The organism is Franconibacter helveticus LMG 23732 (assembly GCF_000463115.2).
In the GTDB taxonomy this organism is placed as follows: Bacteria; Pseudomonadota; Gammaproteobacteria; order Enterobacterales; family Enterobacteriaceae; genus Franconibacter; species Franconibacter helveticus.
On record NZ_AWFX01000046.1, the window covers coordinates 33,962 to 52,146 of the forward strand.

18 protein-coding genes are annotated in these 18,185 nt (G+C 57.4%); 9 read left to right on the forward strand and 9 right to left on the reverse strand.

The genetic code is table 11. From position 1 onward, the window contains the following. Nucleotides 1–199 precede the first annotated feature (199 nt). From hemY to hemC, 4 genes are read right to left on the reverse strand one after another with little or no spacing between them, the layout of a single operon-like run. Complete coding sequence (hemY, locus tag DW56_RS14835; protein ID WP_024551631.1) at nt 200–1,396, reverse strand: protoheme IX biogenesis protein HemY; 1,197 nt, start codon at nt 1,394–1,396, stop codon at nt 200–202. Then, nucleotides 1,396–2,574, reverse strand: coding sequence for a uroporphyrinogen-III C-methyltransferase (gene hemX / locus DW56_RS14840; protein WP_024551632.1), 1,179 nt, complete (start codon nt 2,572–2,574; stop codon nt 1,396–1,398). The genes hemY and hemX overlap by 1 nt, the downstream gene beginning before the upstream one ends. A 21-nt stretch (nt 2,575–2,595) precedes the next feature. Beyond that, entirely contained in the window at nt 2,596–3,336 is a 741-nt protein-coding gene (gene hemD / locus DW56_RS14845) for a uroporphyrinogen-III synthase (protein WP_024551633.1), read from the reverse strand. Then, nucleotides 3,333–4,274: a hydroxymethylbilane synthase gene (hemC, locus tag DW56_RS14850; protein ID WP_024551634.1), complete on the reverse strand. Its 942-nt coding sequence runs from the start codon at nt 4,272–4,274 to the stop codon at nt 3,333–3,335. Before hemC ends, hemD begins: the two co-directional genes overlap by 4 nt. 286 nt (nt 4,275–4,560) lie before the next feature. On the opposite strand from hemC, the gene cyaA reads away from it, so the two are divergent. Continuing rightward, on the forward strand, nt 4,561–7,110 hold the full coding sequence (gene cyaA / locus DW56_RS14855; RefSeq protein ID WP_024551635.1) for a class I adenylate cyclase: 2,550 nt from the start codon (nt 4,561–4,563) through the stop codon (nt 7,108–7,110). On the opposite strand, the gene cyaY is transcribed toward cyaA, so the two are convergent. Continuing rightward, nucleotides 7,111–7,431, reverse strand: a complete 321-nt coding sequence (gene cyaY, locus DW56_RS14860) for an iron donor protein CyaY (RefSeq protein ID WP_024551636.1) — start codon at nt 7,429–7,431, stop codon at nt 7,111–7,113. Between the two features lie 185 nt (nt 7,432–7,616). Between cyaY and lptM the strand changes: the two genes are divergently transcribed. From lptM to corA, 8 genes are all read left to right on the forward strand, one after another. Further along, the gene (lptM, locus tag DW56_RS14865; RefSeq protein ID WP_024551637.1) at nt 7,617–7,817 is read left to right on the forward strand and encodes an LPS translocon maturation chaperone LptM; all 201 of its coding nucleotides are present in this window, start codon (nt 7,617–7,619) and stop codon (nt 7,815–7,817) included. Between the two features lie 36 nt (nt 7,818–7,853). Next, the gene (dapF, locus tag DW56_RS14870; RefSeq protein ID WP_024551638.1) at nt 7,854–8,678 is read left to right on the forward strand and encodes a diaminopimelate epimerase; all 825 of its coding nucleotides are present in this window, start codon (nt 7,854–7,856) and stop codon (nt 8,676–8,678) included. Then, nucleotides 8,675–9,379 (forward strand): DUF484 domain-containing protein, encoded by a 705-nt coding sequence (locus DW56_RS14875; RefSeq protein WP_024551639.1) that lies wholly within the window; start codon nt 8,675–8,677, stop codon nt 9,377–9,379. The genes dapF and DW56_RS14875 overlap by 4 nt, the downstream gene beginning before the upstream one ends. Next, nucleotides 9,376–10,281, forward strand: a complete 906-nt coding sequence (xerC, locus tag DW56_RS14880) for a tyrosine recombinase XerC (RefSeq protein WP_024551640.1) — start codon at nt 9,376–9,378, stop codon at nt 10,279–10,281. The genes DW56_RS14875 and xerC overlap by 4 nt, the downstream gene beginning before the upstream one ends. Next, nucleotides 10,281–10,997 (forward strand): 5-amino-6-(5-phospho-D-ribitylamino)uracil phosphatase YigB, encoded by a 717-nt coding sequence (gene yigB / locus DW56_RS14885; RefSeq protein ID WP_024551641.1) that lies wholly within the window; start codon nt 10,281–10,283, stop codon nt 10,995–10,997. The genes xerC and yigB overlap by 1 nt, the downstream gene beginning before the upstream one ends. 117 nt (nt 10,998–11,114) lie before the next feature. Further along, nucleotides 11,115–13,277, forward strand: a complete 2,163-nt coding sequence (gene uvrD, locus DW56_RS14890; protein ID WP_029589942.1) for a DNA helicase II — start codon at nt 11,115–11,117, stop codon at nt 13,275–13,277. A gap of 342 nt (nt 13,278–13,619) precedes the next feature. After that, nucleotides 13,620–13,676, forward strand: coding sequence for a YsgD/CorL family protein (gene ysgD, locus DW56_RS23185; protein WP_349951758.1), 57 nt, complete (start codon nt 13,620–13,622; stop codon nt 13,674–13,676). A 151-nt stretch (nt 13,677–13,827) separates the two neighbouring features. After that, entirely contained in the window at nt 13,828–14,778 is a 951-nt protein-coding gene (gene corA / locus DW56_RS14895; RefSeq protein WP_024551643.1) for a magnesium/cobalt transporter CorA, read from the forward strand. A gap of 37 nt (nt 14,779–14,815) precedes the next feature. Here corA and DW56_RS14900 read toward each other — a convergent pair whose 3' ends face one another. The 4 genes from DW56_RS14900 to yigI all read right to left on the reverse strand — a co-directional run bounded on the left by DW56_RS14900 (nt 14,816) and on the right by yigI (nt 18,138). After that, entirely contained in the window at nt 14,816–15,610 is a 795-nt protein-coding gene (locus DW56_RS14900) for a phosphate/phosphite/phosphonate ABC transporter substrate-binding protein (RefSeq protein WP_024551644.1), read from the reverse strand. Further along, the gene (locus DW56_RS14905; protein ID WP_024551645.1) at nt 15,603–16,586 is read right to left on the reverse strand and encodes a fatty acid desaturase; all 984 of its coding nucleotides are present in this window, start codon (nt 16,584–16,586) and stop codon (nt 15,603–15,605) included. Before DW56_RS14905 ends, DW56_RS14900 begins: the two co-directional genes overlap by 8 nt. 139 nt (nt 16,587–16,725) lie before the next feature. Then, nucleotides 16,726–17,619, reverse strand: a complete 894-nt coding sequence (rarD, locus tag DW56_RS14910) for an EamA family transporter RarD (RefSeq protein WP_024551646.1) — start codon at nt 17,617–17,619, stop codon at nt 16,726–16,728. A 48-nt stretch (nt 17,620–17,667) separates the two neighbouring features. After that, nucleotides 17,668–18,138, reverse strand: a complete 471-nt coding sequence (yigI, locus tag DW56_RS14915) for an acyl-CoA thioesterase YigI (RefSeq protein ID WP_024551647.1) — start codon at nt 18,136–18,138, stop codon at nt 17,668–17,670. Between the last annotated feature and the right edge of the window lie 47 nt (nt 18,139–18,185).

Consider the following 18,185-nt stretch of genomic DNA (forward strand, 5'->3'; position numbering starts at 1 on the left):
ACGCAGAGCCATTTACGGTGCTTATCGTCCACAGACAGATGTCGCTTACGCCTCATCAAACACCCTGGACACAACGTTGAGTGAAGCACCACAATTTGTTGTCAAACAGACCTGTTTTAACACCTGCCTTCGGGCAGGTGTTTTTTTATGGGCGAAAGGAAAAGAGGCGGGCAAACGGCTGTTCGCCCGCAGAGGAACGTCAGGAAGGCGGGTTATTCTGCAATGTCAGCAACAGGCCGTCGCGACGCATGGCGGCCGCTTCTTCCGGCTTATGAAGCCTGTCGAGCACGTCGGCAAGCCAGGCGTAGTCGAACGCGTCCGGACGCTGTTTAAGAGCGGCGCGAAAAGCCAGGCTCGCTTCTTGCCATTCGCCATGCTGCATCAGCAACTGGCCAAGCGTGCTCCACAGCAGCGGTCGGTCGCCATGGGTCTTGATTTGCTGGCGCAGCACTTTTTCCAGCTGCTCCGGGTTGCCCGCTTTCAGGCGCGGCATCAGCATCACAAGACGCTCGTCATACTGACGCTTCAGGCCGTCGAGAATAATTTCCTGCGCGGTTTGATGATCGTCGCATTCAATTAAATGCTCCGCCATAGCGACCTGCAATTCAGGTTGCTGGCGCGTTTTACGGCTCTGATTGCGCCACCACTGCTTCAACCCTTCGCTACCCTGTTCGGCGCGCGCTTTGTCCATCAGTCCCATCCAGGCCTGTTGAGCCAGCGCTTCGCGGTGCGCTTCGTCGCCGACCTGCGCTTTTTGCATGGACGGGATAATATCAAGCAGCGAAGCCCAGGCGCCCGTGCGGATATAGGCCTGTTCAGCCAGTCGCAGCACTTCCGGATGCCGGGGAGTGATTTCCAGCAGTTGATCAATGCCATGACGGGCGGCGTGATTTTCATTACGCGCCAGCTGGATCCGCGCGCGGGTGATCTCTACCGGCACCTGGTCGTTATCCGCAAGCTCAGCGGCGCGCTCGAGATGCTGATTCGCACGCGCTTCATCTCCGCGCTGCTGCGCGGCTTCGGCGGCCAGAAGGTAGTTCACAACCGGCTGTTCAGCGTGATCGGCGTTTTTCGCCATCAGCTTCTCAACCTGCTGATAATCGCCTTCCGCCAGCTTCAGCAGCGCCTGTTTTGTTTGCTTACGAGCCCGGCTGCGCTTGCGGCCCATGAACCAGCCGCGAGTGCGCGCGCCGGTGCGAAAAAGACGGCGCAGCAACCATTCGACAGCAAAGAGCACCAGCAAAGCCAGAACAAGAATAATCACCAGGCCAGTCACGCTGGTTTCAATATTCCAGTTATCCGTCTGAATAAGCACGTACCCCTGATGCCCGGCGATAACAGGGCCGAGCACGATGCCTGCCATTAACAGCAGGAAGAGCAACAACACTTTCAGCATTATTGTTCTCCCTGAGCGGCGGCAGGCGCGGCGGCTTGCGGCGCCGGTTGCGGGGCGTTCGCCTCAGCGGCGGGCTGCGCCAGCAGGTTGCGCACGCGAGTCTGCATAAGTTTTTCCAGAATCGGCTGGCTTTGCAGCGATTCCGGCGCTTCCATGGTGATGTTCTGCTGGCTCAGGTTGTCCAGCGTTTCCAGAAACGCTTTGGTGCCTGCGTCGTCGGTATCGTAATAAGCGCGAACCCACGTAGAGACATTATCCAGCGACTGTTTATAGGTCTCTTCCTGATGGCGCGGCACCGCCTGAGCTGCAATCAGCAGGCGCGAGCGGATGTTTTCGCGCAGGTAAATATCCTGATTCGGCGCCAGCAGCGGCACGGCGGTATCGTCGCGACGGCGAATGGTGATAAAGCTGTCCATAAAGTTCTGCCAGCTTTTCACCAGGTTTTGCCGCCACTCGCTAAGCGAGCTGGAAAGCTCGGTGCCGTCGCTGTCCATGGGCGCGTCGTTGTCGTCGTTATCCGCCAGGCGCAGGTTATCCACCTGGTTTGATAGTTGATTCAGCTTCAGGACAATGCCGTCGTAATCGACCTGGGTTATCGCCGAAAGGCTGGCGATATCGGTAGTAATGGCGCGGCGAGCGGTAATCAGGCTCGGATCGTTCATATCCGCAAGGCTTGCGTCCGCGCTTTTCAGCAGCGCGGCTGCCGTGGTGACATCCTGATCGCTCCAGAGCTTACGGCCTGCCAGCTTCACCAGGAAATCGGCTTGCGCCAGCAGCCAGGTGTGCGCCTCAGTGCCGGAAATCGTCGCCACTTTTTGCTGAACTTCATCCAGCTGGCGCGCCATCGCCGCCTGCTGGTTTTTCGCTTCTTCCAGCGCGCCCGCCTGTTGCTTGATAATATTTTGCAATTCGGCGTTCTGCGCCTGCTGCTGGTTTTGCAGCGAGGTTACTTGCGAAGCGAGGGTATCGGTACTGGCGCTTTGCGCGGAAGCCTGATGTTTGGCCCATGTCCAGACACCCGCGCCTGCCGCCAGCGCAATGGCGATAGCAATAGCGCTCAGCGCGAGAGCGGCTTTGCCGGTACGATCCTTCTTCTCTGCGTTTTCCGGTCGTGGCGTCGTTTCCACGGCCTCCCTGGTCTCTTCAACCACGTCGGAGGAATGTTGTTGTTCCGTCATTATGGCTTCCCGTTATGAGAGTTATTGCAACACGCGCAGCAGCGCGTCGTTGTCGGCATTGTCGGCGACCAGAATATCCTGCCAGCCCCGTTCCCGGGCGAGGGTCGCCAGACGCTCGCTGACGACGACCAGTCGACAGCGCAGCAACCAGTTAGTGCGATACCACTCCGGGATAAGGGCATAAAGCTGGTCGAGCATTTCGCCACTGGTTACCACCAGCGTGTCGATACCGCGCGACTGCCAGCGCCAGGCTTCCTCTGTCCCGTCATAGATTTTCGTACAACGTTGATAACATTCACAAAACGTTACGTTAGCGCCGCGTTCCACCAGCGTTTCAGCCAGCAATTCACGCCCGCCGTTGCCGCGCAAAATCAGCGCCTGCTTGCCGGCAACGTTTTGTAATTCAGGTAATTGTAGCAAGACTTCGCTGACTTCCCGATCGCGCGGATAGCTTACGTGCAGACCGCTGGTCTGATGCAGCGCCAGGGCTGTGGTTCGGCCAATGGCAAAAGCGTTAACATTTTGCGGCCAGGGTTTGCCGAGGCGCTTAAGTTCAGCGCCGGCATAATGCGCGGCATGTTGTGAAACAGCGAAGAGCAGATCGTCAGGCGTAAGGGCGTCGAGCAGGGCAGGAAGGCGAGCAAGTTCACGCCCTGGGGTAAATTCGATCAGCGGAAAACTCCAGGCCTCTCGCCCGAGCGCGCGCAGGCGGCTCACTAATGCTTCCCCGGCAGGGAACGGGCGGGTGACCAGGATGTTCATGCAGGCCCTTCTCCTTTATACACGTCCGCAAGGATGGCCCGCGCGCCGTTGTTCAGCAGCTCTTCAGCGAGCGATACGCCTAAATCCGCCGCCTCGTCAGGCTTGCCGCGACGTTCGCCGCGAACCATCTGCGAACCGTCCGGCGCGCCGACCAGCGCCCGCAACCACAGTTCGCCCTCCACCAGTTCGGCATAGCTGCCGATAGGCACCTGACAACCGCCTTCCAGCCGGGTATTCATGGCGCGCTCGGCGCGAACGCGGACAGCTGTTTCGGCGTGGTTGAGCGGGGCGAGGAGTTCGCGGGTGCGAATGTCATCCAGCCGGCACTCAATGCCGACTGCACCCTGGCCGACGGCGGGCAGGGAAATTTCCGGCGGCAGCGCGCTGGTGATGCGCTCATCAAGCTGGAGTCGCTTAAGGCCCGCCACGGCGAGGATAATCGCGTCATAGTCGCCATTATCTAATTTGCTTAACCGCGTGCCGACGTTGCCGCGCAGGGAGCGGATAACCAGGTCCGGGCGGCGCTCGGCAATCTGACACTGGCGACGCAGACTGGAGGTGCCCACCACGCTACCCGCAGGCATTTCATCCAGGCTTTTATAATGGTTGGAAACAAAAGCGTCGCGTGGATCTTCACGCTCGCAAATGGTGGTAAGGCCAAGCCCCTCCGGAAATTCGACCGGCACGTCTTTCATCGAATGAACCGCGATGTCGGCGCGTTTTTCCAGCAGCGCCATTTCGAGCTCTTTGACAAACAGCCCCTTGCCGCCCACTTTAGCCAGCGGCGTGTCGAGGATAACATCGCCGCGCGTCACCATCGGCACCAGTTCCACTTCAAGCCCGGGGTGGCACGCCTCCAGGCGCTGTTTTACATACTGCGCCTGCCAGAGTGCAAGCGGGCTCTGCCGGGTGGCAATTCTTAATACTTTGTCTACCATGCTTGTTACCGTAAATATCGTCCGCTGAGCATCCTAACACTCTTAACAGAAGGCTGTCAGTCATAACGGGTCGGCGCCGCAGGCGGGAAGTGTCTCGTATTATGGAACAGCAAGCGGGGGATCGGTGCTACAATTGTTAAGTAGCGCATCTTTCTTTACGGTCAATCTGCAAGGTGTTAGATTGATCACGTTTTAAACCGATTGTCAGCCTGCACCATCATAATCACAAGGGCGACAGCGGGAGCGGTGTTTTTTTCGAAATACTGAAACCATCAGGCGATACGTCTTGTACCTCTATATTGAGACTCTGAAACAGAGACTGGATGCCATCAATCAACTGCGTGTGGATCGCGCGCTTGCTGCCATGGGACCTGCATTCCAACAGGTTTACAGTCTGCTGCCTACATTATTGCATTATCACCATCCGCTGATGCCGGGTTACCTGGACGGTAACGTTCCCCATGGCATTTGCTTTTTCACGCCTGATGAAACCCAGCGCCACTATCTAGACGAGCTTGAGCTGCGCCACGGCATGCCGCCGCAGGAAACAGCGAAGGGCGAATTGCCTATCACCGCCATCTATACCATGGGCAGCACCTCATCCGTTGGGCAAAGCTGTTCTTCGGATCTGGATATCTGGGTTTGTCATCAGGCATGGCTGGACAACGAAGAACGTCAGCTGTTGCAGCGCAAATGCAGCCTGCTTGAAAGCTGGGCGGCGTCGCTTGGGGTTGAAGTCAGCTTTTTCCTGATCGATGAAAACCGTTTTCGCCATAACGAAAGCGGCAGCCTTGGCGGCGAAGATTGCGGTTCCACGCAGCATATCTTGCTGCTGGATGAGTTTTATCGCACCGCCGTACGCCTCGCGGGTAAACGTATTCTGTGGAATATGGTGCCAGACGAAGAAGAAGAGCATTACGACGATTACGTGATGCGCCTCTATGCGCAGGGCGTGCTGACGCCTAACGAATGGCTCGATCTCGGCGGCCTGAGCTCGCTGTCGGCGGAAGAGTATTTCGGCGCCAGCCTCTGGCAGCTTTATAAGAGTATTGATTCCCCTTATAAGGCCGTGCTGAAAACGCTGCTGCTGGAAGCCTATTCCTGGGAATACCCGCATACACGCCTTCTCGCGAAAGACATTAAGCAGCGTCTGCACGATGGCGAAATCGTCTCTTTCGGCCTCGACTCCTATTGCATGATGCTGGAGCGCGTCACCCATTATCTGACGCAAATCGAAGATACGGCGCGTCTGGATTTGGTACGCCGTTGCTTCTACCTGAAGGTATGCGAAAAGCTGAGCCGGGAGCGTGCCTGCGTCGGCTGGCGTCGTGAGGTATTGAGTCAGCTGGTAAAAGAGTGGGGCTGGGACGAAGAGCGTCTCGCCATGCTGGATAACCGCGCTAACTGGAAAATCGACCAGGTGCGCGAAGCGCATAATGAGTTGCTCGATGCGATGATGCAGAGCTACCGCAACCTGATCCGCTTTGCACGGCGCAACAACCTGAGCGTTTCGGCAAGCCCGCAGGATATTGGCGTGCTTACGCGTAAGCTTTATGCGGCGTTTGAAGCGCTGCCGGGTAAAGTCACCCTGGTTAACCCGCAAATTTCGCCGGATCTCAGCGAACCGAATTTAACCTTTATCCATGTGCCGCCAGGCCGGGCCAACCGCTCCGGCTGGTATCTTTATAATCGCGCGCCGCACATGGACACCATCATCAGCCATCAGCCGCTGGAATATAACCGCTATCTGAACAAGCTGGTGGCCTGGGCCTATTTCAACGGCCTGCTGACCTCCCGTACGCGCCTGTTTATTAAAGGCAACGGGATATGCGATTTGCCGAAGCTGCAAGAGATGGTGGCGGATGTATCGCATCACTTCCCGCTGCGTTTACCCGCGCCTACGCCAAAAGCGCTCTACAGCCCGTGCGAAATCCGTCATCTGGCAATTATCGTTAACCTGGAATATGACCCGACGGCGGCATTTCGCAACCAGGTGGTGCATTTCGACTTCCGCAAGCTGGATGTTTTCAGCTTCGGCGAACAGCAGCAGTGCCTGATAGGCAGTATCGATCTGCTTTATCGCAACTCGTGGAATGAAGTGCGTACGCTGCACTTCAATGGCGAGCAGGCGATGATTGAAGCGCTGAAAACCATTCTCGGTAAAATGCACCAGGACGCCGCGCCGCCGGATAGCGTTGAGGTGTTTTGCTATAGCCAGCACCTGCGCGGTTTAATCCGCACTCGCGTTCAGCAGCTGGTTTCAGAGTGTATCGAGTTCCGCCTCTCCAGCACCCGTCTTGAGCCGGGGCGCTTTAAAGCGCTGCGCGTTGCCGGGCAAACGTGGGGGCTGTTCTTCGAGCGCCTTAACGTTTCGGTGCAGAAGCTGGAAAACGCCATTGAGTTTTATGGCGCTATCTCACATAACAAATTGCATGGCCTGTCGGTGCAGGTGGAAACCAACCACGTACAGTTGCCGCCAGTGGTGGATGGGTTTGCCAGCGAAGGGATCATTCAGTTCTTCTTCGAAGAGACGAACGACGAGCGGGGCTTTAACATTTACATTCTGGATGAGAGCAACCGGGCGGAGGTTTATCACCACTGCGAGGGGAGCAAAGAGGAGCTGGTGCGCGACGTCAGCCGGTTCTACTCTTCGTCTCACGACCGGTTCACCTACGGCTCAAGTTTTATCAACTTCAACCTGCCGCAGTTCTACCAGATTGTGAAGGTCGATGGCCGCCAGCAGGTGATTCCGTTTCGCAATCAGGCTATCAGCGCCGCGCTTCCCGCCAATCAGGACGATGGCGCCGCGCCGATGATGCAGCAATATCAGTCGTAATCAGCGAAAGCTAACCGGCTCGCCCGCCTGTTGGCTACAGGCGGTTTCCAGCAGCGCCCAGAACGTTTCGCCGCTGCGGTCGCAGACCCATTCATCCCCTTTATAGTCAAAATGGTAACCGCCCTGTTTCGTCGCCAGCCACACCTGATGCAGCGGCTCCTGTCGGTTAATAATGATTTTGCTGCCGTTTTCAAACGACAAAGTCAGTACGCCGCCGTTGATTTCACAATCGATATCGGTGTCGCCGTCGTAGTCGTCGATATGCTCTTCAATGGTCTGCCACAGGCCATCGGCGAGGCGATGAAATTCGCTGTCGTTCATCTCGTGTTCCTTTTGTCTGTCGTGGCGGCAGTATAAAAGTTATGACTTTGAATAGAAACCGCGCTGCACGGGCGTTTCTGCCGGACAAGCGGTTTTCCGTTACGCGCGAGTATGCAAACTATTGCTTTTCAGGGTTCACCTGCGATGATAGAAAGCAGAATAAATGAACCACAGGCAACCGATAAATGAAGACGATGTTCCGTTCGCTGGCGCTGGTATTAACGCTTTTTAGCCTCTCAGGCTGCGGCCTTAAAGGCCCGCTTTATTTTCCGCCAGCGGACACTCAGGCGAAACCGACTCCTGCTCCGCAGGCGCAACCGCAAACTGTCACGCCAAACCGCAACGACCGTGGCGATAACGACGGCCCGACCCAGGTGATTTATTAGCGATCGCGCCGCGTAACCGCGCAAACGGAGTAAAAAATGCAATTCTCTAAGATGCATGGCCTTGGTAACGACTTTATGGTCGTTGACGCGGTGACACAAAATGTCTTTTTTTCGCCTGAATTGATCCGCCGTCTGGCGGACCGGCATCTTGGCGTTGGCTTCGATCAACTGCTGATCGTCGAACCGCCTTACGATCCAGACCTTGATTTCCACTACCGCATTTTCAATGCCGATGGCAGCGAAGTCTCTCAGTGCGGCAATGGCGCGCGCTGCTTCGCCCGTTTTGTCCGCCTTAAGGGGCTGACCAACAAGCGCGATATTCGCGTCAGCACCGCCAATGGCCGCATGGTTCTGAGCGTGGATGAGAACGAGCTGGTTCGCGTTAATATGGGCGAGCCGGTATTCGACCCGGCGAAAGTGCCGTTTCGCGCCAACAAGGCAGAGAAAACCTATATCATGCGCGCCGCCGAGCAGACCATACTGTGCGGCGTAGTGTCGATGGGCAACCCGCACTGCGTGATTCAGGTGGATGACGTGGCTACCGCGCCGGTGGAAACACTGGGGCCGGTAATGGAAAGCCACGAACGCTTTCCGGAGCGCGCCAATATCGGCTTTATGCAGGTCATGAATCAGGAACATATCCGGCTGCGCGTGTTCGAACGCGGGGCGGGAGAAACCCAGGCCTGCGGAAGCGGCGCCTGTGGTGCGGTGGCGGTAGGCATCCAACAAGGGCTGCTGGCCGAGCAGGTGCGCGTGGACCTGCCCGGCGGGCGGCTGGATATCGCCTGGAAAGGACCGGGTCATCCGCTGTATATGACCGGGCCTGCAACTCATGTTTATGACGGGTTCATACATCTATGACTAATGCCGGGGAACAGCAGGCAAGCCTCGTGGAGCTGGATGACGAGGCGGTATGCGACTACCTGCTGAACAATCCTGACTTTTTTATCCGCAACGCCGCCATGGTCGAACAAATGCGCGTTCCGCATCCGGTTCGTGGCACTGTCTCGCTGGTCGAATGGCATATGGCGCGCTCTCGCCATCATATCAATGTGCTGGAAGAGAACATGTCCCAGCTGATGGAGCAGGCGAGTGTCAATGAAGATCTCTTCAACAGCCTGCTGAAGTTACAGCGCAGGCTGAGCGCGGCCGACAGCCTGCAAGATATGTTAACGCGTCTGCATAAGTGGGCGCGGGAAATGGGGCTGGCGGACGCCTGCGTGCGTCTCTTCCCCGATCGCTGGCGCCTTGGCGCGCCGTCCGGTTTTACCCATCTCGCCCTGAGCCGCCAGGCGTTTGAGCCGGTGCGCATTCAGCGCATGGGGGGCGATTATCATTATCTGGGCCAGTTGCACGGCCCCGAGTTGCTGGTTGTCCTGCCGCAGGCCAGAGCCGTCGGTTCGGTGGCGATGTCGCTGATGGGGCGCGAAGAAGATCTCGGCGTGGTAATTTTTAGCAGCCGCGACCCGCATCATTATCATGAAGGGCAAGGCACGCAGCTGCTGGATGAGCTTTCACTGATGCTGCCTGATTTGCTGGAGCGCTGGATTGAACGCGTATGATCGATTCCCCTTTGCAGGAAGCGGTGGACCGCTTTCTGCGCTATCTGAAAGTTGAACGCCAGCTCAGCCCGCACACGCTGTTGAACTATGGCCGCCAGCTCTCCGCCCTGATTCAGCTTGCCGGCGAGATGAAGCTGCAAAGCTGGCAGCAGTGCGATGGCGCTGCCGTGCGCGCCTTCGCCGTACGCAGCCGCCGCGCCGGGCTGCAAGCCTCAAGCCTCGCTTTGCGACTCTCTGCGTTGCGCAGCTTCTTCGACTGGCTGGTAAGCCAGGGAGAACTGCCCGCTAACCCGGCGAAAGGCATTGCCACGCCGAAAGCGCCGCGCCATCTGCCAAAAAATATCGACGTGGATGATGTTAACCGCCTGCTGGATATTGATATCAACGACCCGCTGGCAGTGCGCGATCGCGCCATGCTCGAAGTCATGTACGGCGCCGGGCTGCGTCTTTCCGAGCTGGTGAATATTGATTGCAAACACCTTGATCTGGCCAGCGGCGAAGTCTGGGTCACGGGAAAAGGCAGCAAAGAACGCCGCCTGCCGATGGGGCGCAGCGCCGTCCAGTGGCTGGAGCACTGGCTTAATTTGCGCGAGCTCTTCGGGCCGGATGACGACGCGCTTTTTCTCTCGAAGCCCGGCAAGCGGATTTCAGCCCGCAACGTCCAGAAGCGTTTCGCTGAATGGGGCATCCGCCAGGGGCTTAACAGCCACGTGCACCCCCATAAGCTTCGTCACTCGTTCGCCACCCATATGCTTGAATCCAGCGGCGATTTGCGGGCGGTGCAGGAGCTGCTCGGCCATGCGAACCTTTCCACGACGCAAATCTACACCCACCTCGATTTTCAACATCTGGCCTCGGTCTATGACGCCGCGCATCCACGCGCTAAACGGGGGAAACCGTAATGCATTTTTATCGCCCGCTGGGCCCGATCGCCGCGCTGACGTTCGATCTTGACGATACCCTTTACGACAATCGCCCGGTTATCCGGCGCACCGAGCAGGAGACGCTGGCGTTTATGCAGCGCTACCACCCTAGCCTGAGCGGCTTTACCGTCGCGGATTTTCAGCGGGTGCGCGCCGTACTGCGTGAAAAAGAACCCGACATCTACCACGACGTGACCGAATGGCGCCGACGCGCCGTCGAGCAGGTGATGCTTGAAGCGGGCTTAACGCCGCACGAAGCCGCCGAAGGCGCGCGCGAAGCGATGCTCAATTTCGCCGCCTGGCGCAGCCGCATTGATGTCTCGCAGGAAACGCACGACGCGCTGAAAAAGCTGGCGCAAAAATGGCCGCTGGTGGCGATTACCAACGGCAACGCCGAGCCGCATCTGTTCGGCCTTGGCGACTATTTCCAGTTTGTGCTGCGCGCAGGCCCGCACGGGCGCTCGAAACCCTACAGCGATATGTATCATCTGGCTGCGCAGAAGCTTGGCGTGGCGCCGGGTGAAATTTTGCACGTGGGCGACGACCTCACTACCGATGTCGCCGGCGCGATTCGTTCGGGCGTGCAGGCATGCTGGATAAACCTGCTGGATGGCGACCTGATGCAGATAGAAGACAGCCGTTTGCTGCCGCATCTGGAGATTTCGCAGTTGGCATCCCTGACCTCGCTGATATAATCGTCACAACTCTGTATATAATTCCAGGTCTGTATAGCCTGAACCCTTGAGGTTGCCGGATGTCGGCCGCCGCCAGGATTCAGGCGTACTCCTGCCTCTTCTTACCCGGCGGTGCCAATGGACGTTTCTTACCTGCTCGACAGCCTTAATGATAAACAGCGCGAAGCCGTAGCCGCGCCGCGCAGCAATATGCTGGTGCTGGCGGGGGCGGGCAGCGGCAAAACCCGCGTGCTGGTGCACCGCATCGCCTGGCTGCTGATGGTTGAGAACTGCTCGCCGTATTCCATTATGGCCGTGACCTTTACCAACAAAGCGGCGGCGGAGATGCGCCACCGCATCGGGCAACTGATGGGCACAAGCCAGGGCGGAATGTGGGTCGGCACCTTCCACGGGCTGGCGCACCGTCTGCTGCGCGCGCACCATATGGACGCCGGCCTGCCGCAGGATTTTCAGATCCTCGACAGCGAAGACCAGTTGCGTCTGCTCAAGCGCCTGATTAAGGCGATGAACCTCGATGACAAGCAGTGGCCGCCGCGCCAGGCGATGTGGTACATCAACGGCAAAAAAGATGACGGGCTGCGCCCGCACCATATTCAGAGCTACGGCAACCCGGTTGAGCAGACGTGGCAGAAAATCTATCAGGCTTACCAGGAAGCGTGCGACCGCGCGGGCCTGGTGGATTTCGCCGAACTGCTGCTGCGCGCCCATGAGCTGTGGCTCAACAAACCGCACATCCTTAACCATTATCGTGAGCGTTTTACCAACATCCTGGTGGACGAATTCCAGGATACCAACAGCATTCAGTACGCCTGGATCCGCATGCTGGCGGGCGATACCGGCAAGGTGATGATCGTGGGCGACGACGATCAGTCGATTTACGGCTGGCGCGGCGCGCAGGTCGAGAATATTCAGCGCTTCCTGAACGATTTTCCGGGTGCAGAGACAATACGCCTGGAGCAAAACTATCGCTCCACCAACAATATTTTGAACGCCGCTAACGCCCTGATTGCCAACAATGCCGGTCGTCTTGGCAAAGAGCTGTGGACCGACGGCAGCGATGGCGATCTTATCTCGCTTTACTGCGCCTTTAACGAGCTCGACGAAGCGCGGTTTGTGGTTAACCGCATCAAGGTCTGGCAGGAAAACGGCGGCGCCTTGCAGGATTGCGCCATTCTTTATCGCAGCAACGCCCAGTCGCGCGTGCTGGAAGAGGCGCTATTGCAGGCGAGCATGCCGTACCGCATTTACGGCGGCATGCGGTTCTTTGAACGACAGGAAATCAAAGACGCGCTCTCTTATCTGCGTCTGATGGTGAACCGTAACGATGATGCGGCTTTTGAGCGCGTGGTGAACACGCCGACGCGCGGCATCGGCGACCGTACGCTGGACGTGGTGCGCCAGGCGTCGCGCGACCGCCAGGTTACGCTCTGGCAGGCCAGCCGCGAACTGTTGCAGGAGCGCGCGCTCGCCGGACGCGCCGCCAGCGCTTTGCAGCGTTTCCTGGAGCTTATCGACGCGCTGTCGCACGAAACCGCCGATATGCCGCTGCATGTACAGACCGACCGCGTTATCAAGGACTCCGGCCTCTGGCTGATGTACGAGCAGGAAAAAGGCGAGAAAGGCCAGGCACGTATTGAAAACTTAGAGGAACTGGTAACGGCGACGCGCCAGTTCAGCTATCAGGATGAAGACGAAGATTTAATGCCGTTGCAGGCGTTTCTTTCCCATGCCGCGCTGGAAGCGGGCGAAGGCCAGGCGGATGACTGGCAGGATGCCGTGCAATTGATGACCCTGCACTCCGCCAAAGGGCTGGAGTTTCCGCAGGTCTTTATCGTCGGCATGGAAGAAGGCATGTTTCCAAGCCAGATGGCGCTGGATGAAGGCGGACGTCTGGAAGAGGAGCGCCGCCTTGCCTATGTAGGCGTGACGCGCGCAATGAAAAAGCTCACCTTAACCTATGCCGAAACCCGCCGTCTGTATGGCAAAGAGGCTTATCATCGCCCGTCGCGATTTATCGCCGAATTGCCGGAAAACTGCGTGGAAGAGGTGCGTCTGCGCGCCAGCGTCAGCCGTCCTGTCAGCCATAAACAGCTGGGCACGCCGGTGGCGGAAAACGACTCGGGTTATAAACTCGGCCAGCGGGTGCGCCATCCGAAGTTCGGCGAAGGCACTATTGTTAACCTTGAAGGCAGCGGCGAGCACAGCCGCCTGCAAGTGGCGTTTAACGGTCAGGGCATTAAGTGGCTCGTGGCCGCTTACGCCCGCCTTGAAACGGTCTGAGACGTTCTTATAAGGCGCTGAAGGCGCGGATTATCGCGCCTTCGCCATTTTTTTGTCACACCTTCCCGCCATAATGCGCTCATAACCCCGCCGCTTCGAAATTATCTCGTTGAAAAAGGGCATAATTTCTTAGCGAAACGCAACCAGGACTGCTAAAACTAAAGTGTGGCGGCAGGCATAACAGGCCTGCGGCGGGGAAGTTGACGAGGCGAGAATCAGACGCCAACGCCTGAGTCATTATTACCGCCAATAAGTGAAGTGTTATATCTTAAGTGCGCGTGTTGACGCCTAATTTTCGCTGGCGTAACATGCGCCCACGATTACGCTAAGAGGACATTCGCCTTGGACACACCCAGTAGATGCTGGCTCAAAAACCTGTCAAACAGGCACAACTCCTAAGGCTATCCTCTCACGCTGATGGCCTTAGTGGTTGTCGGCGACCGCATTTTTCCCCGTCGCGCTGAGTCAGACTGTTTAAGGGTCTGAAACCCATATTGTTTCTGTGTGCCAACCGAACTGTCCGAGATTTTTTGTATTGGGAGTCCCGGTCATGCTGAGCGCATTTCAACTGGAAAATAACCGACTGTCTCGCCTTGAAGTGGATGAGGCCGCCCCTCTGACTAATTCTATCTGGGTTGATTTGGTAGAGCCGGAAGAGAGCGAGCGACAGCGCGTGCAAACGGAACTTGGCCAGAGCCTGGCAACGCGTCCAGAGCTGGAGGATATCGAAGCCTCCGCCCGTTTCTTCGAAGACGAAGACGGGCTGCACATTCACTCCTTTTTCTTCTACGAAGATGCGGAAGACCATGGCGGCAACTCCACCGTGGCGTTCACTATTCGTAACGGGCGGCTTTTTACGCTGCGCGAGCGCGAACTGCCGGCGTTTCGCCTTTATCGCATGCGCGCCCGCAACCAGTCGATGATGGACGGCAACGCCTATGAGCTGCTGCTTGATCTGTTCGAAACCAAAATCGAACAGCTGGCGGATGAAATTGAAAATATTTACAGCGATCTTGAAGAGCTGAGCCGCGTCATTATGGAAGGGCAACAGGGCGACGAGTATGACGAAGCGCTCTCCACCCTCGCGGAGCTGGAAGATACCGGCTGGAAAGTGCGCCTGTGCCTGATGGATACCCAGCGCGCGCTCAACTTTCTGGTTCGCAAGGCGCGTCTGCCAGGCGGGCAGCTTGAGCAGGCGCGGGAAATCCTGCGCGATATCGAGTCCCTGTTGCCGCACAACGAATCGCTGTTCCAGAAGGTGAACTTCCTGATGCAGGCGGCGATGGGCTTCATTAACATTGAGCAGAACCGCATTATCAAAATCTTCTCGGTGGTTTCCGTGGTGTTTCTGCCGCCGACGCTGGTGGCCTCCAGCTATGGGATGAACTTTGAGTTTATGCCGGAGCTAAAATGGAGCTTCGGTTATCCCGCGGCGATTATTTTTATGATCCTCGCCGGGCTGGCGCCCTATCTCTACTTCAAGCGCCGCAACTGGCTGTAATGAAAAAAGGAACCTTCGGGTTCCTTTTTTTACGGACTTACAGCGCGTCGACGCCTGCGACAGCCGCTTCCCGCTGCCATTGCAGCATCACTTCATAATCCTCGCGGCTAACCGGGCTGAAGCCCTGGATCAGCGCGGCGGCGCAGGTGGCGCGCAGGCCGGGTTCGCTGACAAGCTGCTGTAGCGCGCTGCGTAACGCTAAAAGCGTATCGGGAGCGGTCCGGCGCGAGGTAATCAGCGGCAGGCCCGGCGCAAGCGGCGTTTCTTCAATCAGCGTTAGCCCGGCCAGCAACGCCGGCTGGTGGCGTTGAAGCAGGGCGAAAGTAACGCAGTCAACCGCCGTAATGTCCGCGCTTTTTTGTTGCAGCGCCAGCAGCGAGGCTTTATGGCCGCCGCTGAATGTTACGTCGCGGAAAAAACGCGACGGCGAGCCAAGCTGCGCAACCATTTTACGTAGCGCGTTATAGCCGGAATGGGAATCGACGGCGTTACAGACTGCGGTTCTTTCCTGAAAATCCGCCAGCGTTTTGCCTTTATCTTCCGCCCGCGCCACTAAAAAACTGCGATAAAACGGCCCCTTGCAGCCGGGAGCGGAATAATGAAAACAGCCTACCGTCTGAACGTCGGGCAACTGCGTAGTAAGAGGATAGCCGCAGGTCTGGCTCAGGAGCAGAGCATCGTCCTGCCAGTGCTCAAACAGATGGGACGGGCGAGTAAACGTTATCTCCTGCGTTATGCCTTGCTCTTTCAGTAACGGGCGCAGCGCCGCCCACAGCGCATCGGTAGCAGGCGGATAAACGTCATACATCGGCAGTGCCACACAGTTACTCATTGTTTACTGAACCCTTTTCAGCCGCAAAAGTAGCGGGATGCGCCGTGACATCCGCCGCAGTAAACAGATAACGGCGCAGCCATTCACGGTAGCCTTGCACCACAAAGCCGTGGTTGCGTTGCTGATACTCTTTTCGCCAGAGCAAATAAACCGTGCGCAGCCCGTACCAGGGCAGACCAGGCAGATCGTGATGTACTGAATGATAGTTCAGATTTAAAAACAGCAGCCGCCAGGGCCATGCGGCCTCGTTGATGACGGAACGGGCCTGCGGCTCTTCAGCGGCGCGGTGTTCCAGAAAAGAGCGGACTTTAGTGATGCCCAGCGCCGGATAACTGACAGCCAGCAGAAACCAGACGACCGAAAAATCACATGCCTTAAGCCAGGCGACGAGCAGGGCGAGGAGAGCGCCGTGGGTCAGCCACATCGCTATCTTGCTTTTCTCCCGCTGGCGAAAAGCCCGCCCGATACCTGCCAGCACGCCGGCAATATCAAGAAGCGGCGCCAGCAACAGCCTGCCTGCAAAAGTATTGCGCAGTGCGATGATTCGCTGTTGCCATCGGGGGAAACGCTGCCAGCGCGCGGCGGAGAAATAGTAAGTTTCCGGGTCTTCATCCGGCAGGGTGAGCGGGTGGTGGCGATGGTGCGCCAGGTGTGAATCCCGATAAAGCCCATAGGGATACCAGACCGCCAGCGGCAGCATGCCAAACAGCTGGTTAAGCCAGGGATAGCGCGTCGGATGCCCATGAATCAGCTCATGCTGCAACGACATATACCAGGCGGTAAAAAAGATAAGCAGCAGGGTGGCGGGCAGCAGGCCGAGGGTTCGCCAGTAAGCCAGCGTCCCGAACCAGCCGCTATAAACGGCGATAATCAGAAGCCAGGTCGGCAGTTCGCTGCGCCACAGCCACGAGCGGGCAAGCTGGCGAATCGCTTCGCGTTGCTGGTCATGCAAATAAACGGCGGTTTTTTCGCTCATGCTCCGGGCTCTGCGCAATCAGAAGATAAAGGCAGAAGATGCGAGAGCGCGTCTGAAATAACAAAGAATTAAAACAGGTTAGCTTTGCAAAAAAACGGTAATAAAGCGCCCGGCTGTTAGCGTAGCCGGGCGCGGAGGATCAGACTTTGCGTGTGCGCCGCTGGGTATAAACCGCATCCATAATAAAGATAGCCAGCGCCAGCCAGATAAAGCCGAAGGTGACCATTTTATCCGGCCCCGGCACTTCGCCGTAGAACAGCACCGCCAGCAGGAACATCAGCGTTGGGCCGATATACTGGAAAAAGCCCAGCGTTGAGAGCCGCAGACGGGTGGCGGCGGCAGTAAAGCAAAGCAGGGGGATGGTAGTCACGATACCCGCGGCCATAAGCAGCAGATTGAGCGTCCAGGGGTTATTGCCCATATGGCTGGTGGCGCTGTCGGCGAAGCCGAAAAGATAGATAGCGGCAACCGGCAGCAGCCACAGTGTTTCCATCAGCATGCCGGTCTGCGCATCGACAGCGATTTTCTTACGCACAAGGCCATAAAAGGCGAAGCTGAAAGCCAGACCGAGCGCGATGACAGGCAGCGAGCCGAACGTCCAGAGCTGCACCAGCACGCCGCACGCCGCCAGCAGTACGGCCAGCCACTGCATGCGGCGAAAACGCTCGCCCAGAAACACCATGCCCAGCAGAATATTCACCAGCGGATTAATAAAATAGCCGAGACTCGCTTCCAGCAGGTGATGGTTATTCACCGACCAGATAAACAATAGCCAGTTGCCGCCTACCAGCACGGCGCTGAGCGCCAGCGCAAACACCTTTTTCGGCGTGCTGAAAAGCTTTTTGACGTTGCTCCACTGACGGCTGACGGAAATCAGCGCCACCATAAAAAAGAAAGACCAGATCACGCGGTGAGTCAGGATTTCATCCGCAGGAACGTAATAGATAAGCTTGAAATAAGCGGGCGCGATGCCCCAGATAAAATAAGCAGCCAGCGCGAAAAGCACACCCTGCCGCGTTTGTTTAGCATCCATCAGAAAAGCTCTTTGCAGTAAAGTGCGCGCAGTTTATCAGTATCGCTCTCAGCCCACCATGTAAGTGGCGGTAGCGCTGGCGATATAAACTTGTTCTTCGTTGTGCAGTTCAACGCGCGCCACAGCGACCTTATTGCCCGCACGCAGCAGGCTGCTGGTCGCGGTGAAGCGCTGGCCGCGTCCGGGGCGCAGGTAATCCACCCGCAGGTCGATAGTGCCCATGCGTGAAAGACGCTGGCGCAACTCTTCTTCGCTAATGGCGTCATGGCGCGTCAGCGTACTGCCCACGCAAACCAGCCCTGCCGCCACGTCCAGCGCCGAGGCGATAACGCCGCCGTGAAGTATGCTCTGTGCCCAGTTGCCGACCATCATCGGCTGGTTATTAAAGGAAAGCTGGGCGAACGCTTTTTCGTAGCGCTCCAGCTCAAGTCCCAGCGCACGGTTAAAAGGCATATGATAAACAAAGATTTCGCCGACAAGCTGAAGTGCAGCCTCAGGCGTCAGCAGTGTGGTGGACATGGCTCGTTCCTCGATCCATCAATAAAAAGTTATTTGAATGTAGATAT